Origin of the sequence: Demequina sp. NBRC 110053 (assembly GCF_002090095.1) — a bacterium.
Lineage (GTDB): Bacteria > Actinomycetota > Actinomycetes > Actinomycetales > Demequinaceae > Demequina.
In genome coordinates this window covers 70,937-91,119 of sequence record NZ_BBRJ01000002.1, presented here as the reverse complement: position 1 = coordinate 91,119, position 20,183 = coordinate 70,937, and the positions used below count along the sequence as shown (strand labels likewise).

Here is a 20,183-nt window from a genome sequence, read left to right as displayed (position 1 = left end):
CGGGCCGTTGGCGTCGATACGACCGCTGCGCCGCCTCTGGGGCGCGGGGATCAGCCGATGCCGCCAACGGGGGCGGCGAGCGCCGTCCCGGAGCCGTCGCGCCGCCCGTGCTCGGTCGGGAGCTCGACTGCCTGGCCAGCGGCGGACACCGCACGCGCGGGCGCTGCGCCCACCCAGGCGAGCATCAACGCATCCTCGCCCTTGAGGAATCGGTGCGCCCGCACGCCACCGGTGGCCCTGCCCTTCGACGGGTACTCGGCGAAGGGCGTCACCTTGGCTGAGCCCGGCACCGTGCCGGCGAGAGCGCTCGACGAGCCCGCGATGGTGACGACCACCGCATCGGCCGCCGCGCCCACCACGCCGAAGAACACCGCGAGCACGCCATCGGGAAGCTTGATGCCGGCGATCCCGCCGCCTGTGCGCCCTTGCGGTCGCGCCGACGACTGGGTCGCCTCGAAGTGCAGCAGCGCCGCCTGGTCGGAGACGAACACGAGCTCGGCCCCATCCGGCGCCGGGGCGGCGCCGATGACGCGGTCGCCCTCCTTGAGCGCGATGACGTCCCAGGCGTCCCTGCTGGGCGCAGGCTCGGGCTTGACGCGCTTGACCACGCCGTGCGCGGTGCCGATCGCGAGCGGGTCCTCGCCGTCCAGCGGCACGAGGGCGACGGCATCCTCCCCCTTGTCGAGCATGACCAGCTCGCCGATGGGGCTGCCGCCGCCGAGCGACGGAGGCTCGCTCGTGGGCGCGAGCGCCGGCACCTCGAGCAGCGACAGCCGCAGGACGCGCCCGGCACTGGTCAGCACGCCCACGTCTGCGCGCGCGGACGCCGCGACCACCGAGCGCAGCACGTCATGCGAGCTGCGCCGCCCCTCTCGTACGAGCTCGCCATCGTCCGCCGTGCGAGCGACGAGTCCGGTCACCGACAGCAGGGCGTAGCACGGCGAGTCCTCGACCTCGAGCGACGGCGCGGCGGCGCCGGAGCGAGCCGCCCCGGGTGCGCTCGCCGCGGAGGAGACGGCCCCCGCCTCGGCGAGCAGGATGGTGCGCCGGGGCGTGCCATGCTCGGCGGCGACCGCGTCCATCTCGCGGCCCACGACGTCGCGCAGCACCGACTCCGAGCCGAGGATCTCCTCGAGCTCGGCGATCTCCGCGAGCAGCTGCGCCTTCTCGTTCTCGAGCTCGAGGCGCGAGAACCTGGTCAGGCGGCGCAGGCGCAGCTCGAGGATGTAGTCGGCCTGGATCTCGGACAGGTCGAATGCCGTCTGCAGGCGCGCCCGCGCCTCGCCCGCGTCCTCCGAGGAGCGGATGATCTGGATCACATCGTCGATGTCGAGGATGGCGATCAGCAGACCGTCGACCAGGTGGAGCCTGTCCTTGCGCGCCGTGAGGCGGTGCTGGCTGCGGCGCCGCACGACATCGATCCGGTGGTCGATCCAGACCCGCAGCATCTCCTTGAGACCCAGCGTGCGCGGCTCGCCGCCGACGAGCGCGACGTTGTTCATCGAGAAGGACTCCTCGAGGGGCGTCGCCCGGTACAGGCGCTCCAGGACGGCCTCGGGGTTGTAGCCGTTCTTGATCTCGATCACGAGGCGCAGCCCGTGCTTGCGATCGGTGAGATCGGTGACGGCAGTGATCCCCTCGAGCTTCTTGCGCGAGACGCCGTCCTTGATCTTCTCGATCACGCGTTCGGGGCCCACGAGGTAGGGGAGCTCCGTGACGACGATGCCCTGGCGGCGCGGCGTGACCTTCTCGATCCTGGAGGTGGCTCGCGTCACGAACCTGCCGCGGCCGGTCTCGTATGCCTCGCGCACCCCCTCGAGCCCCACGATCTTGCCGCCGCCAGGGAGGTCCGGCCCCGGCACGAACCGCATGAGCTCCTCGAGGTCCGCCTTTGGGTTCGCGAGCAGATGGCGTGCGGCGGAGACCACCTCGACCAGGTTGTGGGGCGCCATGTTGGTCGCCATGCCCACCGCGATGCCGGATGCGCCGTTGACCAGCAGGTTCGGGATGGCGGCAGGGAGCACCTCGGGCTGGGTGAGCTTGTTGTCGTAGTTGGGGACGGTGTCGACCACGTCCTCGCCCAGGTCCGCGAGCATGGCGAGGGCGCCGGGCGCGAGCCGCGCCTCGGTGTATCTTGAGGCGGCGGGCCCGTCATCGAGCGAGCCGAAGTTGCCGTGACCATCCACGAGCGGCAGCCGCAGCGAGAATGGCTGCGCCATGCGCACGAGCGCGTCGTAGATCGCTCCATCGCCGTGGGGGTGCAGCTTGCCCATCACCTCGCCCACCACGCGCGAGGACTTGACGTGGGCCCGATCGGGCCGCAGCCCCATCTCGCCCATCGAGTAGATGATGCGACGCTGCACCGGCTTGAGGCCATCGCGCGCATCCGGAAGCGCCCGGGAGTAGATGACCGAGTAGGCGTACTCGAGGAACGAGGCCTCCATCTCGGCGCTGACGTCGATGTCCACGATCTGCGCCTCTGGCGTGGCGGCCATGTCTCTCCTCGCTGTGCTGCTGCGGTGGTGCGATTGCTGCGGGCCATTGTCTCCCGGTGCGGGTCGCGCCACCGTAGCCCACGCGGAGCAGGTGGAGACGCCGCCCGCGAAGTGGAAGAATAGTCGCCATGTCTCACACGCTCGACCAGGCCGTCGCCGTCGCCGGATACTACCCAGCGCTCGCGAGCTCCGTGCTGCGCACCGCGATCGGCGACGAGTCCGTTCGCGCCCACTTCGTCCACGCGGAGACGACCTTCGACGATCGCGAGGTGCGCCGCCACATGACGGTGCTGGTGGTCACCGAGACGCGGCTCATCCGCGTGCACATGGACGATGGGTCTGGCCACGTCGAGGGAGCGCATGAAGCATCCGCGACGGTCGAGACCGCGCTGCTGGCGTCGATCTCCAACCTCGCGATGACGCACGTGGTGCACGAGCCCGAGAAGTTCAGCGACGGCGACACCCCCAGCGAGCTCGTGCTCGCGGTGGGTTGGGGCGTGCACTCGCGGATCGAGCTGGAGCCCGCCACCTGCGGCGACGAGAGCTGCGACGCTGACCACGGCTACAGCGGCGGCATCACCGGGGACGACACCCTGGTGCGAGTGAGCGCGATCGCCGATGGCGCTCAGACGGTGCGCGCGCTGAGCGACTTCGCGTCGACGCTGCAGCGCTCCATCGGGCCGCGTGGGTGACGCAGGCACCTGACCTGGCGCAGCTCGGCCTGCGCCTGCCCGACTACGGAGGGCGCGAGCTCGGAGCCGTGCTGCCCGCCGCGATCGCGGCCGTGGGCGGCGCGCATGTGGTGCGCGGGCGCCGAGCGGAGGAGGATCGTGCGCGGCTCGGCATCCCGCGCGCACGCCACGTGGTGGTCGTGCTCCTCGATGGCCTGGGTCACCACAACCTGGAGGCGCGGCGTGGGCACGCGCCCTTCCTGCGCGCCGCCGAGCAGGGCGTCATCACCGCCGGCTACCCGACCACGACCGCTGCCTCGCTCGCTTTGTTCGGCACCGGTCAGCCGGCCGGGCGCACGGGGATGACGGGCTACACCGCGCTCAATCCGGCGACGGGCGGGCTGGCGAACCTCGTCTCCTGGGAGGGCGCGGAGCCGGCCGAGTCCTGGCAGCCGGTGCCATCGCTGCTCGAGGCGGCGGCCGCTGGCGGCTTCCAGGTCACGACCCTGGGCAAGCGCCGGTTCGCTGGCTCCGGCCTCACACAGGCGGTGCTGCGCGGCGGGCAGTTCATCGGGGCGGAGCGCCTGGCCGACCGGATCGACGTCGCGGTCGCCGCGGCGGCTCGGCCGGGCGTGTCGTACTGCTACTGGGGCGAGATCGACGCGGCCGGCCACAAGCACGGCTGGGGTTCGCAGGAGTGGGTGGCCGCGCTCGAGGACGCCGACCGTGAGCTGAGCCGGCTGTCTCGCTCGCTCCCTTCCTCAGCAGTGATGGTGGTGACGGCGGACCACGGCATGGTGGACGTCCCGGGGGCGCAGCGCTGGGACGTCGCGGAGGACCAGGTGCTGCGTCAGGACGTCGCCATCATCGCGGGCGAGCCGCGTGCCATCCACGTTCACCTCGTTCCCGGTGCCGAGCCCGCTGAGGTCGCGTCACGCTGGCGCGATCGGCTGGATGGCCACGCCGCCGTCTGGACGCGCGAGGAGGCCCGAGCGGCACGGCTGTTCGGCGACATCGATCCGGCACTCGCCCCGCGCATCGGCGACGTCGTCGTGGCCATGGCGGGCCGCGCGACCGTCGTCGACTCGCGCACCCAGTCCGAGCAGTCCTTGCGACTGGTCGGCATGCATGGGTCGTTGACGCCCGAGGAGCTCGATGTGCCGCTGCTCGTCGCTGGGCCCTAGCGGCGCGGAAGGCGCAGCTGGCGTGCGCGAACCTCGACCGTAGTATCGATGCATGACCAGGATGAGTGCGCCATTCGGCCCCACGACGCTCGCGCGCAGGCTCGTCATCGTGCCGGGGCTCGGCGGGTCGGGTCCGTCGCACTGGCAGACGCTGTGGCAGCAGGCGCATCCACGCGCGACCACGTTCGCGCCGGCGAGCGTCGATGCACCAGAGCTCGAGGACTGGATCCACGCCGTCGACCGTGGCGTCGACCTCAGCGGCGACCGACCCGTGCTGGTCGCGCACAGCCTGGGCACCATCGCCGCCGCGGCGTGGATGGCGCGGCGGCCCCAGCGCGCGATGGCGGCGCTGCTCGTGGCTCCGCCTGACACGGAGAGGGCCGATGCGCCCGAGGCGATCCGTGGATTCGTCCACGTTCCGACACAGGCGGCGGGCGTCCCCGTCGCGGTCGTCGCGAGCCGCGACGATCCCTACGGCACGTTCGCGCACGCAGAGCGTGTCGCCCAGGCACTGGGGGCGCGCCTCGTGGACGCCGGCAGCCGCGGGCATCTCAACGCGGACTCCGGCTTGGGCGCGTGGGAGGTGGGGCTGCTCGAGCTCGACAGGCTCGCTGCGGCGGCGAGCCCGTCAGTCGTTCTTGGCGCCGAAGACGATCTCATCCCAGCTCGGGACTGACGCACGGCCCCGGCGGGCGGGAGCCTTGGGCTCGGCCTTCTCGTCGCGGCTCGAGGGCTCTGCCTCCGTCGGTGCCTTCGGCCCCGCCTCCGCCTGCGGCCGGCGGGCCGAGCCGGCAGGGTGAGGCATGGACGTGCCGCTCGGGCGCGGCGAGAAGCCCACCTCGGCCTCGCGTGCACGGTTCGCGGGACCGAATCCCTCGAAGGTGTCCTCGTCATCGTCGTCGATCGCGGCATCGTCGATGTCCTCGCGCAGCCCCCGGCGCTCCTGCAGATCCTCCAGCAGCAGCTCGGTGGCCGACGGCTCGACAGGAGGCTCGTCGGCGGCGTCGACGGCTGCCGGCATGAGCGGCCGCGACTGATCGAGCGGTGCATCGTCCTCGACGGAGCGCACCGCGCTGAGGTGGCGCTTGGGGATCGGCACGTCGAGCAGCTCCGTCTCGGTGAGCCACCGCGACTCGTCGTCCTGCGCAGTGACGGCGCGTGCCGTGTGATCGAAGGCCCACAGCGCTCGCACACCACGACCGTCGACGCGGTAGTCGGCCGCGACGCTCCACGGCTGATCCTGCTCGCGCCACGCGTCCCACACCACCGTCTCCGGGTCGACGCCGCGACTCGCGAGCCGGTCGGTCACCAGGTCGGCCAGCACCGGGGCGCCGGACTCGCGCCCGATGCGGGTGCCTCTCGCGAGCTCGGCGATGTACGCGCGCTCAGCGAGCACGGGAGCCTCGTAGCGTTCCAAAGCCTCCACCGGCTCGCCGGTGAGCTCCGCCAGCTCCTGGGCGTTCAGCCCGGCACGGATGCGCTGTTGGATCTCTCGCGGCGACAGCGACGATGCGGCGGAGTCGCCGTCGTCATCGGAGGCGCGCGGTCGGGTGAGGGCCACGGTGCGGCGCAGGTCGTCGGTGAGCTCGAGCTCGAACTCGTCGCCGTCCGCGGTGGCCAGGATCAGGTGCTCGCCGTCGTCAGCCGCTCGCACCAAGGACACTCGAGTCATGGCCCCAGAGTGCCACGCCACAGGTCCCTGCGCGCGGCAGCGGCTCGGCGCGCCGGACCTCAGCCGGGTGCACGCGTCGACGACGCCGAGAGGCGCGCCAGGTGGGGGGAGGATGGGGCCATGGACGGAACGGATGACCTGCTGGCGATCGCACGCACCCTCGCGACCGAGACCTCCCGCCTGATCCTCGACGGCAGGGCCGCGGCGACGGTGAGCGCCACGAAGTCGAGCGATATCGACATCGTCACCCAGATGGACCTTGCGGCAGAGGCCCATCTGCGCGCTCGCCTCGAGCAGCTGCGGCCCGATGATGCGGTCTTGGGCGAGGAGGGTCGCGCCAAGCCCGGCGCCACGGGCGTCACGTGGGTCCTCGACCCGATCGATGGCACGGTGAACTACCTCTACGGGCTTCCGCACTTCGCCGTCTCCGTGGCGGCCGTGACCGGCCCGGCCACCCCGGCGGCGTGGACTGCTCAGGCGGGCGCGGTCGCAGACGGCACCGGCACGCTGTGGTCGGCGGCGCGCGGTCGCGGGGCGTGGCGCGACGGTCAGCCGCTGCGCCGCCGGGACGCCCCGCCGCTCTCGCAGACGCTCCTCGGCACGGGCTTCCAGTACGTCGCGGAGCGACGCGAGCGTCAAGGGCAGATCGTCGCGGCGATGCTGGGTCAGGTGCGTGACATCCGCAGACTGGGAGCGGCGGCGGTCGACCTGTGCCTGGTCGCGGCGGGCAGCCTAGACGCCTACTACGAGCACGGACTGCACTCGTGGGACTTCGCGGCGGCCGCCCTCATCGCCCAGGAGGCTGGCGTGCGAGTCGCGGGCATCGACGGGGGGCCCGGCGACGAGCGGCTGCTGATCGCTGCGATGCCTCACGCATGGGAACCGCTTCGCGACGCCCTCGTGTCCGCGGGTGCGGACCGCACGTGGGACCGGCCGTCGCCATAGAGTCGCGCTCACGCACTTTTTGGGGCACAATGCGTGCGCTCGGGGGAACAAAACTAAGACGATGCGCATTCATTACACACACACGTACGGCGAAGGGACCACTGCCACATGGCGACCGATTACGACGCACCCCGCAAGACGGACGACGAGATCTCCGCAGACTCCATCGAGGAGCTGAAGGCTCGCCGCAACGACAAGACTTCGGGTGTGGTCGACGAGGACGAGACTGAGGCGGCCGAGGGCTTCGAGCTGCCCGGCGCCGACCTGTCCGGCGAAGAGCTGTCAGTCCGCGTCCTTCCAGCCCAGCAGGATGAGTTCACCTGCATGTCCTGCTTCCTGGTGCACCACCGCAGCCAGCTCGCGTCCTTCGAGAAGGACCAGCCCATCTGCTCGGAGTGCGCGGCCTGACGGGCGCCCCCGTGATCGACATCGACGTGCTCGTCAGCACGACCGAGGCGGACGTGCCGCTGCCGTCCTACTCGCATCCCGGCGACGCGGGCGCGGACATCACGACCCGCATCGACGTCGAGATCGCACCAGGGGAGCGGGTCACCGTCCCCACGGGCCTGCGGGTCGCGCTGCCGGACGGCTACGTCGCGCTCGTCCACCCCAGGTCGGGCCTCGCCGCCAAGCATGGCATCACGATCGTCAACGCCCCTGGCACCGTCGACGCCGGCTATCGCGGCGAGATCTCCGTGACGCTGCTCAACACCGACGCGCGCAACAGCGTCCGGCTGTCGCGAGGTGATCGCATCGCGCAGCTGGTGTTCCAGCGCGTCGAGCGTGCGTCCTTCATCCACGTCGACGCGCTCCCAGGCTCGCACCGTGGCGAGGGCGGCTTCGGCTCCACGGGGAACACACCGTGACCGCTCCCGCCGTCACCAGCATCAGCGACGTGAGCGTTCGCGAGATCGCGACCGTCGAGGGGCGGATCGTGTCGATCACAGTCGAGCCCCGGGACGCCGCGCCGCAGCTGACGGCGCGCATCGACGACGGCACCGGACGCATCGATGCCGTCTTCCTCGGCCGCCGATCGATCGCGGGCATCGAGCCGGGCGCACGCGTGAGCGTCGAGGGACGCGTGTGCGCCGCGGAGCCGACCCTGCGGGTCTTCAACCCGCGCTTCGAGCTGCGGTGAGCTTGGCGTGACAGAGCCCGACCCCCACGAGGCACCACCGTCGCCGAAGGCGACCGACAGCAGGCTCGCCAAGGCGCTCGACGCCGAGCAGTTCTCCTTCGCCGACGCGATCGGCGGGTGGCGCGGCCTTGCCGAGGCGGCGGCGCCGGGTGTCGTCTTCGTCGCCGCGTACCTCATCGACGGCTCGATGCGCGTCCCCGTCATCGCCGCCGTGGTCACGATGGTGATCCTCGTCGTCGTGCGGCTGCTGCAGCGCTCTCCGATCCAGCAGGCGCTGTCTGGCGCGGTGGGCGTGGCGATCGGCGCGGTCTGGGCGTGGCGCACCGGCGAGCCAGGGGACTACTACGTGGGGGGCCTGTGGCTCAATGCCGCCTACCTGCTGGGCCTCCTCATCTCGATGGCGGTGCGCTGGCCCGTGGTCGGGATCGCGGCGGGACTCCTGCGCGGTGAGGGCACCGCGTGGCGAGAGCGCCCGCGCGAGCTGAGGGCGATGCAGTGGGCGACCGGCCTGCTCGCGGCCATGTTCGCGCTGCGGCTGGCCGTCCAGGTGCCGCTCTACCTCGCGGACGCCGTCGCGGCGCTTGGCACCGCGAGGCTCGTCATGGGCGTCCCGCTGTTCGCGCTCACTCTGTGGCTGGTGTGGCTGATCGTGAAGAGCGCAGCACCGCGCTCAGCTCCTCAGGATCCGCCTCAGCCGACACGATGAACAGAAGCTCATCGTGAGCCTCGAGCGTGTCCGCTGGGCTGGGCGCGATCGTGCGGTCTCCGCGCACGATGCATGACAGCACGATCTCCGCGGGCCACTCGATCTCGCGGACGGTCGCACCGACCACCGGAGCATCGGCCGGCAGCGTCACCTCGACGATCGACGCGCCCGACTGGTGGAAGGTGAACACCTTCACCAGGTCGCCTACGGCGACGGCCTCCTCGACCATCGCGGTCATGATCCGCGGTGTCGACACGGCGACGTCCACGCCCCATTGAGAGTCGTACATCCACTCGTTGCGGGGATTGTTGACACGCGCGACGGTGCGGGGCACGCCGAACTCGGTCTTGGCGAGAAAGGACACCACGAGGTTGACCTTGTCGTCGCCGGTGGCGGCGACCACGACGTCCATGCTCTCCGTGCGAGCCTCGCTGAGCGCAGTGAGCTCGCAGGCGTCCGCGAGCATCCAGTCGGCCTCGGCCACCTGCGCGATACGCATGCCCGTGGGGTTGTTGTCCATGAGGACCACCTCGTGGCCGTGCTCGAGCAGGTCGCGAGCGATCGACCGCCCCACGGATCCGGCTCCGGCGATGAGCACCTTCATGAGCGCACCGCCGGGGGCCGGGAGAGCACGCGTGTGACGCGGTCCAAGGCGTCCACCTCCATGATCACGTGAAGACCGTCGCCCGGCTGCAGCACCGTGTCGGTCGTGGGAAGTACCGCGGCCGAGAAGCGCTGCAGGTACGCGACGCGCGTCCCGGTCGCTGCCTCGAGCTCCGCGATGCTGCGGCCGAGCCACCCGTCGCTGTACGCGAACGACCGCAGCGCGACACCGACGGTGACGTCCGTGAACTTCGCGTCCGTCCCGCCAGGCAGGAGATGGGAGACGATCTGCGCGCTCGTCCACGGCACGGGCGCGACGGTGCGGATGCCGAGGCGGTCATAGACCTGTGCGCGGCCGGGGTCGGAGATGCGGGCGACCACGTTCTCCACGCCGTACGTCTCGCGGACCACGCGGGCCGCGAGGATGTTGGAGTTGTCGCCCGAGGAGACCGCCGCGAAGGCGTAGGCGTCCTCGACCCCCGCCGACACCAGCGTGTCGCGATCGAAGCCCACGCCGGTGATGCGCTGACCCTGGAAGTCGGATGGCAGCCGGCGGAAGGCGTCGCCCAGCTGGTCGATGATCGCGACCGAGTGGCCGCGTGACTCGAACTCGGATGCGAGCGCGGCACCGGTGCGGCCGCAGCCCATGATCACGATATGCACGAGACCCCACGCTATACCCGCCCGGCCTAGGATGGTGCGACGTGCGACGTATTCTGCTGGGTCTGCGGCGGCTGCTGTTCGGTCAGCCGATCGCCACGGACGCCCTGACCCCGGTCACGCTCCGGACCCGACTCGCGCTGCCCGTCTTCGGCGCCGGCATGCTGTCCGCCGTCGCCTACGCGCCCGACGCCGTGGTCGACGCGCTGCGCCGCGGCGCCCAGCAGGGTGCGATCCCGTACATGGCCGTCGGCGTCGTCCTCATCATGCTGCTGCTCGGCTTCGCGTACCGCGCGAACGTCAGGGCGCGGCCGGACGGCTTGGGCGACTACGGAACCGTGCGCGACCTGCTGGGGCGCCGCTGGGGCGTCGTGACGGGCGCATCGCTGCTCATCGACTACCTGTTCACGGTGGCCGTGTCCGTCGCCGCGGTCACGCAGATCTTCGTCTACCTGGTGCCGGTCGCGCGTCCGTGGGCGCCGCTCATCGCCGTGGGCCTCATCGGCGTCATGACCCTCGTGGCGCTGCGAGTGATCCGCGACCGGGTCCGTGTGGTCCTCACCGTGTGGTTCGGGTTCCTGGTGGTGCTCGCGCTGATGTTCGTGTTCGGCGTGGCCCGCCACGGCGCCGACACGGCGTCGCCCATCGCCGCGAACGCGCCCACGACGTGGACCGTGATCCTCGCGTACGCAGGCGCGATCGCCTCGGGAGCGGTGATGGTCACCGGCATCGAGCACCTCGCCTCGGCGGCGCCCCATCACGCCGAGCCTCGCGGCAGGCGCGCGGGCCGCACGCTCCTGATCGCGGTGGTGGCATCCGCCGCCGGCTTCCTGGCCGTCGCGATGCTGGCGTGGCTCTACCGCATCACCGGTTGGGCCGACGGCCCCATCCTGCTGCAGACCGCGCAGGAGGTCTTCCGCCGTCCGTTCGTGCTGTGGTTCGTCGCGCTGTCGGCCGTCGCGATCCTGTGGGCCGCCGCGAACGCGGTGTTCAGGCGGTTCTCCATCCTCGCCTCGTCGCTCGCGAAGGATGCATACCTGCCGCGGCAGCTGTCGATGAAGAACGACCGCCTCGTCGTGCGCGGCGGAATCCTCGCGATCGCGCTGCCCTCCGCGGTGATGGTGGCCGCGACGAGCGCCAACGTCGAGCAGCTGGTCCACATGTACGTGGTGGGCGCGTTCACGGCGATCGTCCTGAGCCAGGTCGCGATGGTGCGCAGGTGCAGCGACCGGCTGCAGCTGGCGACGGTCGGCCGCGAGCGTCGCGCCCTGGCGGGCGAACGGGTGCTGCATGGGACCGCGGCGGGGGTCGCGGCGGCCGTCCTGATCGTGGTCGCCGTGTTCAACTTCATCAACGGCGCGTGGGTCGCGATCGCGTTGATCGCCCTGCTGGTCACGATGATGCACGCGATCAACCGCCACTACGCGGCCGTGCGGTCCGACGTGACGCTGACCACGAAGGATCTGACCGTCGCGCTGCCGAGCGCCACGCACGGCGTCGTCCTGGTCGCGCAGCTGCACCGCCCCGCCATGCGGGCGCTCGCGTACGCCAAGGCCGCTCGTCACTCGTCCCTCAAGGCGCTCGGCGTGCGCATGGACGCCGCCGCGGCGCGCGAGCTCCAGGAGCGGTGGGGCGCGATCGACGCCGGCGTTCCGCTCGTGATCGTGGACTCGCCCTACCGCGACCTGATCGCGCCCGTCATGGACTACGTCCGGTCGATCCATCGCGCCAGCCCGCGCGACGTGGTCGTCGTCTACGTCCCCGAGTACATCGTCGGCAGATGGTGGGAGCGCGCGCTGCACAACAAGGCGACCAAGCGGCTGCGCGCGCAGCTGCTCGAGCTGGACTCCGTGGTGGTGTCGGCCGTGCCGTGGCACCTCGAGTCCGTGCGCGACCGCCGTGCCGCGGAGGAGGCTCCGCCCACGCCCGACGAGCAGCTGCCGTGACCGAGCGGCTGACGCTCGAGGTGGGTGCTCCCGCCCACGGCGGTCACTGCATCGCGCGGCATGAGGGACGCGCCGTCTTCGTGCGTCATGCGCTGCCCGGCGAGGTGGTCGAGGCCGAGGTCACCGAGGGGGGCGCCGATGCGCGCTTCTGGAGGGCGGACGCGGTCGCCGTCCTCGAGAGATCCGATGACAGGGTGGAGTCCGCATGGAGCGAGGCCGGTCCAGGAGGCGTGGGAGGGGGAGAGCTCGCTCATGTCGCCCTGCCGGCCCAGCGCTCCTGGAAGCTCGCCGTCCTGCGCGAGGCCTTCGAGCGCTTCGCCGGCCGCGACTACCCGGGCGACGTGCACGCTGTGGAGGGCGACGACGAGCGCGGCGGGCTGAGGTACCGCACCCGAGTCACGGCCACCGCGGACGCCGAGGGCCGCGCATCCATGCACCGGCATCGCTCGGAGGACCTGGCGCCGCTCGCGCGGATGCCGCTCGCGGTCGACGAGGTCGAGCGTGCCCTGCTCGGCGCGCGCTTCCCGGCCGGAGCTCGCGTGACGGTCGTGCAGCCCTCAGACTCGCCGCTGCGCGTCCTCGTGGACGACGTCCCGCTGCGCGGCGGCAGGCCCGACAGGCGCGCGAATGCGCCCAGGAACGTGCGCGAGTCCGTCGAGGTGGATGGCAGGCGATGGGCGTACAAGCTCGATGCGGGCGCGTTCTGGCAGGTGCACAGAGCCGCGCCCGAGATCCTGGTGCGCGAGGTGCTGGCGCGCGTGGGTGACGCGACATCGGTCGCGGACCTCTACTCGGGAGCGGGGCTCTTCACCGTGGCGCTGGCCGACGGCGGTCGCGACGTGATCGCCGTCGAGGCCGACCGGCGCGGCGCGGCAGCCGCTCGGCGCAACGTGCACGCCTCGCCGTCGGCCCGCATCGTCCACGGCGACGTGCGGCGCGCGCTCACCACCGAGGTCGGCACGCGTGACGCCGTCGTGCTCGATCCTCCGCGCTCCGGCGCCGGGCAACGCACTCTCGAGGCGCTCGAGCCGGTGGGCGCGCAGCGTCTGGTGTACGTGGCTTGTGACCCGGTCGCCCTCGCGCGCGACACCGGCATCCTGGCCGGCCTCGGCTATGACCTCGTCGAGGCGCAGGCGTTCGACCTCTTCCCCATGACGCATCACGTCGAGACCGTGGCGACCTTCGAACGTCGGTGAAAGGCCGCCGGCGCATCGCCGACAACTTTGCCCGTCCTTGACGCTCGGGGCCGAGACTTTGCCTGCGCGAGGGCCGTTAGACTGGCGGGTGGACTGCTACGGAGGAGAGTGCATGAGCGAGAACACCCTGGGTGCCAAGGCGACGCTGGACGTCGCCGGACGCGAGTACGAGATCTACCGCCTCGACGCGGTGGCGGGACTCGAGAGGCTGCCCTACTCGCTCAAGGTCCTCGCCGAGGCGCTCCTGCGCACCGAGGACGGCGCGAACATCACCGCCGAGCATGTCAAGGCGCTCGCCGACTGGGATCCTCAGGCCGAGCCCGACACCGAGATCCAGTTCACCCCAGCGCGCGTGGTCATGCAGGACTTCACCGGCGTGCCGTGCGTGGTGGACCTCGCGACCATGCGCGAGGCCGTGGTCAGCCTGGGTGGGGACCCCGCGTCGATCAACCCGCTCGCACCAGCGGAGATGGTCATCGACCACTCGGTGCAGATCGATGTCTTCGGCACCCACGACGCGCTGCGCCGCAACACGGACCTCGAGTACGAGCGCAATCGCGAGCGCTACCAGTTCCTGCGCTGGGGCCAGACCGCGTTCGACAACTTCAAGGTCGTGCCGCCAGGCACGGGCATCGTCCACCAGGTCAACCTCGAGCACCTCGCGCGCGGCGTGATGATGCGCGACGCCGGCGACGTGGTGCAGGCCTACCCTGACTCGTGCGTGGGAACCGACTCGCACACCACGATGATCAACGGCCTGGGAGTGCTCGGCTGGGGCGTGGGAGGCATCGAGGCCGAGGCCGCGATGCTCGGCCAGCCCGTGTCGATGCTCATCCCCAAGGTCGTGGGGTTCAAGCTCACCGGATCGATCCCCGCCGGCGCGACCGCGACTGACGTGGTGCTCACGATCACCCAGATGCTGCGCCAGCACGGCGTGGTCGGCAAGTTCGTCGAGTTCTACGGCGAGGGCGTGGGCGCGGTGCCGCTCGCCAACCGCGCGACCATCGGCAACATGAGCCCCGAGTTCGGCTCCACGGCGGCGATCTTCCCGATCGACGGCGTGACGATCGACTACCTGCGCCTGACGGGCCGCTCCGAGGAGCAGGTCGCGCTGGTCGAGGCGTACATGAAAGAGCAGGGCATGTGGCACGACCCGTCCGCGGACGGCTACGTCGAGCCCACCTTCTCCGAGTATCTCGAGCTCGACCTGTCCACCGTGGTGCCGTCCATCGCGGGTCCCAAGCGTCCGCAGGACCGCATCGAGCTGACGGAGGCCAAGCAGTCATTCGGCCGCTCGATCCTCGACTACGCGAACCACGACGACCACGAGCTCCACGGACTGGACGAGTCCGTCGAGGAGACGTTCCCCGCGTCCGACCCCATCGCCGCGGAGGCGCACGCCGACGACGCCCCCGAGCCCGCATCGGCCCCCACGACCGTCGCGACGCGACGGCCCACCAAGAAGGTGCCGCTCACGATGGCCGACGGGACCGAGACGGAGCTCGACCATGGCGCCGTGGTGATCGCCTCGATCACCTCGTGCACCAACACCTCGAACCCGTCCGTCATGCTCGCCGCGGCGCTGCTGGCGCGCAACGCCCGTGCCAAGGGCCTCCAGGTCAAGCCCTGGGTCAAGACGTCCATGGCGCCGGGCTCGCAGGTCGTGACCGACTACTACGAGAAGGCCGGGCTGTGGCCGGACCTCGAGGGCCTGGGCTTCCACCTCGTGGGGTACGGCTGCGCGACGTGCATCGGCAACTCGGGCCCGCTGCCGCAGGAGGTCTCCGACACGGTCAACGAGCACGATCTCGCGGTGGTCTCGGTGCTGTCGGGCAACCGGAACTTCGAGGGCCGCATCAACCCCGACGTGAAGATGAACTACCTCGCATCGCCGCCGTTGGTCATCGCCTACGCGCTCGCCGGCACGATGGACTTCGACTTCGAGGCCGACGCCCTGGGCCAGGACGCCGAGGGGAACGACGTGTTCCTCGCCGACATCTGGCCCGACGCGACCGAGGTCGAGTCCGTGGTGCAGTCCTCGATCGACGCCGAGATGTTCGCCAAGGACTACGCAGACGTCTTCGCGGGCGACGAGCGCTGGCGGGGCCTGCCGACCCCAGACGGCAACACCTTCGAGTGGGCCGACGACTCCACCTACGTCCGCAAGCCCCCGTACTTCGAGGGCATGGAGATGCAGCCGGCGCCCGTCGCGGACATCGCCGGCGCGCGCGTCCTCGCGCTCCTGGGCGACTCTGTCACCACCGACCACATCTCGCCTGCAGGCGCCATCAAGCCCGACAGCCCCGCCGGCCGCTACCTCGCGGACAACGGCGTCGAGCGCCGCGACTTCAACTCCTACGGCTCGCGGCGCGGCAACCACGAGGTGATGATCCGCGGGACGTTCGCGAACATCCGACTCAAGAACCTGCTGCTCGACGGCGTCGAGGGCGGCTTCACGCACAACTTCGTGACCGGCGAGCAGGACTCGATCTACGACGCCGCGCAGGACTACGCCGCTGCGGGCACGCCTCTGGTCGTGCTCGCGGGCAAGGAGTACGGCTCCGGCTCGTCGCGCGACTGGGCCGCGAAGGGCACCAGCCTGCTCGGCGTGCGCGCCGTCATCACCGAGAGCTTCGAGCGCATCCACCGCTCGAACCTGATCGGCATGGGCGTGCTGCCGCTGCAGTTCCCGGCCGGCGAGTCCGCGGCGTCGCTCGGGCTGGACGGAACCGAGACGTACGACATCGTCGGCGTCGCGGCCTTCAGCGACGGCGAGCACCCGCGCACGCTGCCCGTGAAGGCCACCAAGGCGGACGGCTCCGTGGTCGAGTTCGACGCCGTGGTGCGCATCGACACCCCCGGCGAGGCGGACTACTTCCGCAACGGCGGCATCCTGCAGTACGTGCTGCGATCGCTGGTCGCCTGACGCGGTCGGCGGCGAGGCGGGCACACGCGTCGTGGAGGCGGCGCGCCGCCTGCACGTACAGTGGGCTGATCGACTGACCAAGGAGGTTCCGTGCTGGAGCGCATCGAGTCGCCGCAGGACCTGCGCGGGCTGACGGCCAGCGAGCTGTCCGCTCTCGCGCAGGAGATCCGCGACTACCTGGTCACCTCGGTGTCGCGCACGGGAGGCCATCTGGGTCCGAACCTGGGCGTGGTCGAGCTCACCATCGGTCTGCACCGCGTGTTCGACTCGCCGCACGACACGCTGGTGTTCGACACCGGACACCAGTCCTACGTGCACAAGCTGCTGACCGGCAGGCGGGACTTCTCGGAGCTGCGCAAGCGAGGCGGCATCGCCGGCTACCCGCAGCGCTCCGAGTCGGAGCACGACGTGGTCGAGAACTCGCACGCGTCCACGGCCGTGTCGTGGGCCGCCGGCATCGGCCGCGGGCGCACCCTCAAGGGCGAGGACGATCGCACCACCGTGGCGGTCATCGGCGACGGCGCGCTCACCGGGGGCATGGCGTGGGAGGCGCTCAACTCGCTCGCAGCGACGCAGGACCGCGTCGTGATCGTCGTCAATGACAATGGCCGCTCCTACGCGCCCACCATCGGCGGGCTCGCGCGGCGCCTCGACGGCATCCGCACGGATCCGCGATACGAGCAGTTCCTCGGCTGGGGCAAGCGGACGTTCCAGGATCGGGGACCGTGGCGCAGCTTCACCTACCGCTCCGTCATGCACGGCAAGCGGGCCCTCAAGGGGCTGATCGCCGAGCAGGGCATGTTCGAGGATCTCGGCCTCAAGTACGTGGGGCCGATCGACGGTCACGACCTCGAACAGGTCGAGGCCGCGCTGCGCCACGCCCGCGACTTCGGAGCCCCCGTGATCGTCCACGTGCTCACCGAGAAGGGGCGCGGGTACACGCCGGCCGAGGAGGACGTGGCCGACAGGTTCCATGCCGTGGGCAAGATCCACCCGGAGACCGGGCTGCCTGTCGAGCCGAGCCGCTTTGGCTGGACCAAGGTCTTCGCCGAGGAGATCCTCGCCGTCGCGCACGAGCGCGAGGACGTGATCGGAATGACGGCGGCGATGCTCGCACCCGTGGGACTGCAGCCGCTCGCCGACGAGTTCCCCGACCGCGTGATCGACGTCGGGATCGCCGAGCAGCACGCTGTCACCAGCGCAGCCGGGCTGGCCTACGCCGGCTATCACCCGGTGATCGCCGTCTACGCGACGTTCCTCAACCGTGCCTTCGACCAGCTCCTGCTCGACGTGGCACTGCACCGCGCGGGCGTGACGTTCATGCTCGACCGAGCGGGCATCACCGGCGACGACGGACCCAGCCACAACGGCATGTGGGACATGGCGCTGCTGCGCCACGTGCCCGGTCTCCGGCTCGCGGCCCCGCGCGACGCGAGCACCATGCGACGCGCGTTCCGCGAGGCGATCGACGTCGACGACGCCCCCACCGTCGTCCGCTACCCCAAGGGGTCCGTGGGCGTTGACCTCCCGGCGCTGGAGACGTTCGAGGACATCGACGTCCTCGCGCGGCACGGCGGCGCTCCCCGGGTCGCGGTGTTCGGCCTCGGATCGATGGCGGCGACTGCCATCGACACGGCGGAGAAGATCGCGGCGCAGGGCATCGATGTGGTCGCGGCGACGGCGACATGGGTGCACCCCGTGCCGTCCGGGCTGCTCGAGGCGATCGACGGCGCCGAGCTCGTGGTCACGGTCGAGGATGGGCTCACCGATGCCGGGCTCGGGGAAGAGTGGGCGTCCTACGCGCGGCTCGCCGGGAACGACGCCAAGTGGCTGCACCGTGGCGTCCCGCGCGAGTTCCTGGACCACGCGTCGCGCGCTCAGATCATCGAGCGCGTGGGCCTCGAGTCGTCGGCCATCGCCGACGACGCCCTGGCCGCCCTCGACTGACCGCTGGCGGTCGATTCTCGTTCACCTGCGCCCCTGAGACGAGCGAGTTGGGCCCCACTCGCTCGCTCAAGCGCTGAGGTGCGCGAATCGGGCCCAACTCGCTCGGCTACGGCGGTTGGGCGCACCAGAATCGACCACCAGGACGGCTTTCACAGGGCCGATGCGCGGGCTCAGCCTTGGTCGGTCGTCGCCTGCCCGCCGCTCGCCTCAGGGGCGGCCGCCGCCGCGCGCTCGAAGGCATCTGCGAGGGCGGGCGCGATGAGGTCGATCTGCCATGGCCGGGCGCCCCTGCCTGCCAGGAACGTCCGGATCCAGGACTCGCCGCCGCTGCGGTACTCCCAGCAGCAGCGCCGCAGCGCGTCGGGCTGCAGCAGGTTCTCGGCCGGCACGTCGTGACGTTCGCCGAGCACGGCGATCACATCGCGCGCCTCCACGAGCCGCGCGGCGGCCTCCGGCCGCTTGTCCTTCCAGACACGAGGCTGCGGCGGGCCATCGCCGCGCGGACCGCGCTTGGGAGGGAGCTCGCGGTCGGGAAGCGCCATGGCTGACTCGATCGCCGAATACCAGAAGCGCGCCCGACGGCGGGTGCCCTTGGACTGCCACTCCCGCACCTCGAGCAGCGCATCGAAGGTCGCAGGCTTCGCGTGCGCCGCGGCGACGATGGCGGCGTCGCGCAGCACTCGCCCAGGCGACGTGTCGCGCCGCTGGGCCTCCTTGTCGCGCGCCTCCCACAGCGACCTCACGATCGCGAGCCCGCGCTGATCGCGCACCTGATGAGAACCCGACGTACGGCGCCAAGGGTCCACCCTGGGCTCAGGTGGCGGCGCCGTGCGGACGGCCTCGAACTCCTGCGACGCCCACTCGAGCTTGCCCGCCGCCGCGAGGTGGGCGTGCAGCCCATCGCGGAGCTCGAGCAGCACCTCGACGTCGAGCGCCGCGTAGACCAGCCACGAGTGCGGCAGCGGCCGGGTCGACCAGTCCTGTGCCGAGTGCTCCTTGGCCAAGGCGAACCCGAGCTCGCGCTCGACCACCGCGGCCAAGCCCACCTTGGGCCAGCCGAGCAGTCGTGCGGCGAGCTCCGTGTCGAACACCGTCGCCGGGGCCAGACCCAGGTCGCGCATGCCGGGCAGGTCCTGGCTCGCGGCGTGGAACACCCACTCGGCGTCCCCGAACGCGTCGTTCAGCATCGACAGGTCCGGCAGGGCATCGGTGTCGATCAGCGCGATGCCCGCCCCGGCCCGCTTGAACTGCGCGAGATAGGTCGCCTGGCCGTAGCGAAAGCCGGACGCGCGCTCGGCGTCCGCGGCGATGGGACCTGTCCCTGCCGCGAACCGCTCCGCCATGGCGGTGAGCTCGGCCGCCGTCGTGATGACCTCCGGGACCCCGCCAGCGGGCTCGCGCAGGGGCGTGGGGGTCGATGGCTCGTCGGCGACGTCATCGGGCGTCGCCGCGCTCGGCGCCGTCGCGGGGGTGCGCGCGTCGTGCGATGGCGACTCGGTCACTGGCCACCGCCTCGGATCAAGGTCACGCCTTCCGGCAGGGGAGGGACGCCAGCGCAGGAGGCCATCAGCTGGGTCCAGGCGCCGATGTGGGGCTCGAGATCCTCGTCGAGCGGCGTCCATGATGCGCGCACCTCGACTCTGACATCCTCGGGACGCTCAGCGATCTCGCCGTACGAGCGCGACACGGTCCGCGTGATGGTGCCGGCGCGCGCCTTGTGCGGGACGTCCGCGAGGGAGTCGGTCAGCCACGACCATGCCACGTCCGCCCACAGATCATCGGAGGCGACCTCCTGCTCGAGCTGTGCCTTCACCAATGTCACGATCCTGAACTCGCCTTCCCAAGCATCCTGTCCCGCAGGGTCGTGCAGCAGCACGAACCGTCCGCTCGCCTCCGCTCCCGGCGACCTCACCTCGCCGTCGATGGCCGCGGCGAAGGGCGCGATGCGCGCCGGCGCAGGGGTCTCGACAAGGGTGACATCCGGACGGGTGCGCGCGCGCCCCAGCGACTGCAGCGCCTCGAGGAAACGAGGCGGCGCCTGCGCTGGGTCGAGGGCCATGCGACGAGCCTAGGCGGGGCCGCGCGGGCGGCCCG

General features: G+C 71.4%; 18 protein-coding genes. 12 read left to right on the top strand and 6 right to left on the bottom strand.

Annotated elements, in window-relative coordinates; all coding sequences use genetic code 11:
- Positions 1-50 precede the first annotated feature (50 nt).
- Positions 51-2,495 carry a DNA topoisomerase (ATP-hydrolyzing) subunit A gene (locus B7K22_RS00465; RefSeq protein WP_084037852.1) on the bottom strand — a complete coding sequence of 815 codons (2,445 nt, stop codon included), beginning with the start codon at positions 2,493-2,495 and terminating at the stop codon, positions 51-53.
- Between the two features lie 128 nt (positions 2,496-2,623).
- On the opposite strand from B7K22_RS00465, the gene B7K22_RS00460 reads away from it, so the two are divergent.
- Genes B7K22_RS00460 through B7K22_RS00450 form a run of 3 tightly spaced genes read left to right on the top strand, consistent with a single transcriptional unit; the run spans position 2,624 to position 5,026 of the window.
- Positions 2,624-3,187, top strand: a complete 564-nt coding sequence (locus B7K22_RS00460) for a DUF5998 family protein (protein ID WP_084037851.1) — start codon at positions 2,624-2,626, stop codon at positions 3,185-3,187.
- Positions 3,184-4,350: an alkaline phosphatase family protein gene (locus B7K22_RS00455; RefSeq protein WP_084037850.1), complete on the top strand. Its 1,167-nt coding sequence runs from the start codon at positions 3,184-3,186 to the stop codon at positions 4,348-4,350. The genes B7K22_RS00460 and B7K22_RS00455 overlap by 4 nt, the downstream gene beginning before the upstream one ends.
- A gap of 52 nt (positions 4,351-4,402) precedes the next feature.
- Positions 4,403-5,026 carry an alpha/beta hydrolase gene (locus tag B7K22_RS00450; RefSeq protein ID WP_084037849.1) on the top strand — a complete coding sequence of 208 codons (624 nt, stop codon included), beginning with the start codon at positions 4,403-4,405 and terminating at the stop codon, positions 5,024-5,026.
- On the opposite strand, the gene sepH is transcribed toward B7K22_RS00450, so the two are convergent.
- Positions 4,979-6,022, bottom strand: a complete 1,044-nt coding sequence (gene sepH / locus B7K22_RS00445) for a septation protein SepH (RefSeq protein WP_084037848.1) — start codon at positions 6,020-6,022, stop codon at positions 4,979-4,981. The genes B7K22_RS00450 and sepH overlap by 48 nt on opposite strands.
- A 120-nt stretch (positions 6,023-6,142) precedes the next feature.
- Between sepH and B7K22_RS00440 the strand changes: the two genes are divergently transcribed.
- From B7K22_RS00440 to B7K22_RS00420, 5 genes are all read left to right on the top strand, one after another.
- On the top strand, positions 6,143-6,967 hold the full coding sequence (locus tag B7K22_RS00440) for an inositol monophosphatase family protein (protein WP_084037847.1): 825 nt from the start codon (positions 6,143-6,145) through the stop codon (positions 6,965-6,967).
- Positions 6,968-7,075: 108 nt separating this feature from the next.
- Complete coding sequence (locus B7K22_RS00435) at positions 7,076-7,375, top strand: DUF4193 domain-containing protein (RefSeq protein WP_084037846.1); 300 nt, start codon at positions 7,076-7,078, stop codon at positions 7,373-7,375.
- Positions 7,376-7,386: 11 nt separating this feature from the next.
- The gene (dut, locus tag B7K22_RS00430; RefSeq protein ID WP_234983242.1) at positions 7,387-7,833 is read left to right on the top strand and encodes a dUTP diphosphatase; all 447 of its coding nucleotides are present in this window, start codon (positions 7,387-7,389) and stop codon (positions 7,831-7,833) included.
- Positions 7,830-8,105: an OB-fold nucleic acid binding domain-containing protein gene (locus B7K22_RS00425; RefSeq protein WP_084037845.1), complete on the top strand. Its 276-nt coding sequence runs from the start codon at positions 7,830-7,832 to the stop codon at positions 8,103-8,105. The genes dut and B7K22_RS00425 overlap by 4 nt, the downstream gene beginning before the upstream one ends.
- A 7-nt stretch (positions 8,106-8,112) precedes the next feature.
- Positions 8,113-8,811: a DUF3159 domain-containing protein gene (locus B7K22_RS00420; protein WP_084037844.1), complete on the top strand. Its 699-nt coding sequence runs from the start codon at positions 8,113-8,115 to the stop codon at positions 8,809-8,811.
- Here B7K22_RS00420 and B7K22_RS00415 read toward each other — a convergent pair.
- Both B7K22_RS00415 and B7K22_RS00410 read right to left on the bottom strand, forming a co-directional pair.
- The gene (locus B7K22_RS00415) at positions 8,729-9,415 is read right to left on the bottom strand and encodes a TrkA family potassium uptake protein (RefSeq protein WP_084037843.1); all 687 of its coding nucleotides are present in this window, start codon (positions 9,413-9,415) and stop codon (positions 8,729-8,731) included. The genes B7K22_RS00420 and B7K22_RS00415 overlap by 83 nt on opposite strands.
- A complete protein-coding gene (locus B7K22_RS00410; protein ID WP_234983241.1) occupies positions 9,412-10,077 on the bottom strand; it encodes a TrkA family potassium uptake protein in 666 nt (221 codons plus the stop codon). The genes B7K22_RS00415 and B7K22_RS00410 overlap by 4 nt, the downstream gene beginning before the upstream one ends.
- 41 nt (positions 10,078-10,118) lie before the next feature.
- On the opposite strand from B7K22_RS00410, the gene B7K22_RS12280 reads away from it, so the two are divergent.
- From B7K22_RS12280 to dxs, 4 genes are all read left to right on the top strand, one after another.
- The gene (locus tag B7K22_RS12280) at positions 10,119-12,020 is read left to right on the top strand and encodes an APC family permease (RefSeq protein ID WP_084037842.1); all 1,902 of its coding nucleotides are present in this window, start codon (positions 10,119-10,121) and stop codon (positions 12,018-12,020) included.
- On the top strand, positions 12,017-13,216 hold the full coding sequence (locus B7K22_RS00400) for a class I SAM-dependent RNA methyltransferase (RefSeq protein ID WP_084037841.1): 1,200 nt from the start codon (positions 12,017-12,019) through the stop codon (positions 13,214-13,216). Before B7K22_RS12280 ends, B7K22_RS00400 begins: the two co-directional genes overlap by 4 nt.
- Positions 13,217-13,328: 112 nt before the next feature.
- Positions 13,329-16,142 (top strand): aconitate hydratase, encoded by a 2,814-nt coding sequence (locus B7K22_RS00395; RefSeq protein WP_084037840.1) that lies wholly within the window; start codon positions 13,329-13,331, stop codon positions 16,140-16,142.
- A 90-nt stretch (positions 16,143-16,232) separates the two neighbouring features.
- Positions 16,233-18,089, top strand: coding sequence for a 1-deoxy-D-xylulose-5-phosphate synthase (dxs, locus tag B7K22_RS00390; protein WP_084037839.1), 1,857 nt, complete (start codon positions 16,233-16,235; stop codon positions 18,087-18,089).
- A 170-nt stretch (positions 18,090-18,259) separates the two neighbouring features.
- Here the strand turns inward: dxs and B7K22_RS00385 are convergent, their stop codons facing one another.
- Both B7K22_RS00385 and B7K22_RS00380 read right to left on the bottom strand, forming a co-directional pair.
- Positions 18,260-19,591 carry an HRDC domain-containing protein gene (locus B7K22_RS00385; protein ID WP_200807417.1) on the bottom strand — a complete coding sequence of 444 codons (1,332 nt, stop codon included), beginning with the start codon at positions 19,589-19,591 and terminating at the stop codon, positions 18,260-18,262.
- Entirely contained in the window at positions 19,588-20,148 is a 561-nt protein-coding gene (locus tag B7K22_RS00380; RefSeq protein ID WP_084039597.1) for a DUF3000 domain-containing protein, read from the bottom strand. The genes B7K22_RS00385 and B7K22_RS00380 overlap by 4 nt, the downstream gene beginning before the upstream one ends.
- Between the last annotated feature and the right edge of the window lie 35 nt (positions 20,149-20,183).

Bases quoted from the DNA above. Each gene is read 5' to 3' on its own strand.
- B7K22_RS00465 (WP_084037852.1), bottom strand. From the start codon at position 2,495: ATGGCCGCCACGCCAGAGGCGCAGATCGTGGACATCGACGTCAGCGCC.
- B7K22_RS00460 (WP_084037851.1), top strand. From the start codon at position 2,624: ATGTCTCACACGCTCGACCAGGCCGTCGCCGTCGCCGGATACTACCCA.
- B7K22_RS00450 (WP_084037849.1), top strand. From the start codon at position 4,403: ATGACCAGGATGAGTGCGCCATTCGGCCCCACGACGCTCGCGCGCAGG.
- sepH (WP_084037848.1), bottom strand. From the start codon at position 6,022: ATGACTCGAGTGTCCTTGGTGCGAGCGGCTGACGACGGCGAGCACCTG.
- B7K22_RS00440 (WP_084037847.1), top strand. From the start codon at position 6,143: ATGGACGGAACGGATGACCTGCTGGCGATCGCACGCACCCTCGCGACC.
- B7K22_RS00435 (WP_084037846.1), top strand. From the start codon at position 7,076: ATGGCGACCGATTACGACGCACCCCGCAAGACGGACGACGAGATCTCC.
- B7K22_RS00415 (WP_084037843.1), bottom strand. From the start codon at position 9,415: ATGAAGGTGCTCATCGCCGGAGCCGGATCCGTGGGGCGGTCGATCGCT.
- B7K22_RS00395 (WP_084037840.1), top strand. From the start codon at position 13,329: ATGAGCGAGAACACCCTGGGTGCCAAGGCGACGCTGGACGTCGCCGGA.
- B7K22_RS00380 (WP_084039597.1), bottom strand. From the start codon at position 20,148: ATGGCCCTCGACCCAGCGCAGGCGCCGCCTCGTTTCCTCGAGGCGCTG.